This is a genomic window from Blastococcus sp. CT_GayMR20 (genome assembly GCF_004570345.1).
In genome coordinates, this window is sequence record NZ_SPQM01000286.1 from 1 (window position 1) to 1,974 (window position 1,974).

The window sequence follows — 1,974 nt, forward strand, 5'->3', positions numbered from 1 at the left end:
TCGGCGACCGCGGCCGCGACCGTGGCTGCGTCCTCGACCGGCATCGTCGTGCGGCCCGCCGTCCTCAGTCGAAGGTCATGACGGGTCGGACCTCGACCCCGCCGAACCGAGCCGGGACCGTCTTCGCCACCGCCAGCGCGGTGTCGAGGTCGGGGGCGTCGATGACGTAGTAGCCGCCGAGCGCCTCCTTGGTCTCGACGAACGGACCGTCGGTGACGTCGGCCCCCCGCACGGTGGTCGCCGTGGTCGTCGGCTGGAGTGCCTCGCCGCCTACGAGCTTGGCACCGTGCCGCTCGACTCCGGCGCTGAAGGCGTCGTGCGCCTGCATGACCTCGCCGAGGACCTCCGGCGTGGCGTTCTCGTAGCTGGCCTCGTCCTCGTAGATCAGGATCATGTAGCGGGTCATCTCGTCCCCTTCGGTTCAGGCCCGCCGATCGGGCCCACATCCCTTCGACACGCACTCACCGGCCGGATCGACAGCCTTCGGAAAATGCTTCCGGTCAGAGCATGCGGGCCAGGTGCCGGTTCCGGCGGACGACGGTGTGCGACAGCACGAGCGCCACGTGCAGGGCGATCGCGAGCAGGAACGCGATCTGGGCCGTGACATGGAGCGGCAGCCAGCCGTCGCCGGCGGCGACCAGCAGCAGTCCGCTGGCGGGGACGACGAACAGCAGGGCGAGGAGGACCTTCTCCAGCCCGCCCTCGAGCCGCCGCTCCCCCGCGCTCAGGTGCTCCGCCCAGGGTGGGAGCGGCGTGGTGCGCCGCCAGCCGAGCCGCAGCAGGGCGAGCAGGAGGACGAACAGCCCGAGCACGACGTGCAGTTCCGGCAGCGAGAGCCCGTCAGCGAACGCATCACCGGTGATGACGTCGGAGAACACCGACGCCGGACCGTCGTCCTCCCGGGCGTCGAGGGCGTCCTCGCGCGCCTCGATCTCGGCCTCGGCGGCCTCCTCGGCCGCCTCCCCCTGCCCCTCTGCCTCCTCCTCCATCCGGTCGGCGTCGGCGTCGAGCTGGTCGTCCTCGCGGTCGAACGTGTCGTCGACGTCCATGCGGTAGCCGACGACGAACTGGACCAGGATGGCCGCGACCGTCAGCCAGTGGAGCAGCTTGGTGACGAGGCCGTACCCGTGGCCACCGTTGCGCAGGTGCATCGGTCCCCTTTCCCGACGGGTCATCCTGCCCGGACGGCGGGACGGTCGCTGGCGGACGACGCGATCGGGTGACGGCCGCGATGGCGATCCACGCGCGGCACCGGCCCGTGGCGCGGACCGGGCCGCGGCCTCTGGCTGGGCTGAGGTCGCATGCCTATCGTGCGACCCACGGACGGCCCGGCAGCGAGACCACCAGGGGGCGGGGTGAGCGACGAGCGCACGGCGGTCGAACCGGATCGGGCCGCGCTCCCCGCCGGCACGGTGACCTTCCTGTTCACCGACATCGAGGGCTCCACCCGCCTCGTGCGCGACGACCCGGCGGCCTACGCAGGGGCGCTCGTCGACCACCGGCGTCTGCTGGAGGACGCCTTCGCCGCACACCAGGGCAGGGTGGTCGACACCCAGGGCGACTCGTTCTTCGTGGCGTTCCCGTCCGCCGGACAGGCGGTCGCCGCGGCGGTCGACGGCCAGCAGGCCCTGGCGGCGCATCCCTGGCCGGCCGGGCTGGGCGTGCGCGTCCGGATGGGCCTGCACACCGGCGAGGCCACCGTCGTCGGCAGCGGCTACGTCGCCCTGCCGGTGCACCGGGCGGCCCGCATCGCCGCCGTCGCCTCCGGAGGGCAGGTCCTGCTGTCCGACGTGACCGCGGCACTGGTCGGGGACCACCTCCCCGCGGGGACCGCGCTGCGGAGCCTCGGCGAGCAGCGGTTGAAGGACTTCCCCGAACCCGCCCCGGTGTACCAGCTCGAGGTCGCCGGCCTGCCCGCCGACTTCCCCGTCCTGAGGACGGCGGCCCGACCACCGGCCCGTCTCCCTCGCCCGG

The 1,974-nt window shown here is 73.4% G+C and carries 3 protein-coding genes; 1 reads left to right on the top strand and 2 read right to left on the bottom strand.

What is annotated here, in order from left to right:
• Window positions 1-64: 64 nt before the first annotated feature.
• Together E4P40_RS27385 and E4P40_RS27390 are read right to left on the bottom strand one after the other, a co-directional pair.
• A complete protein-coding gene (locus tag E4P40_RS27385) occupies window positions 65-406 on the bottom strand; it encodes a YciI family protein (RefSeq protein WP_135161436.1) in 342 nt (113 codons plus the stop codon).
• 94 nt (window positions 407-500) lie between these two features.
• On the bottom strand, window positions 501-1,151 hold the full coding sequence (locus E4P40_RS27390; RefSeq protein WP_167762395.1) for a cytochrome b/b6 domain-containing protein: 651 nt from the start codon (window positions 1,149-1,151) through the stop codon (window positions 501-503).
• 204 nt (window positions 1,152-1,355) lie between these two features.
• On the opposite strand from E4P40_RS27390, the gene E4P40_RS27395 reads away from it, so the two are divergent.
• Window positions 1,356-1,974, top strand: a 619-nt coding sequence (locus E4P40_RS27395) for an adenylate/guanylate cyclase domain-containing protein (RefSeq protein ID WP_167762396.1), incomplete at its 3' end; no start/stop codon positions are given.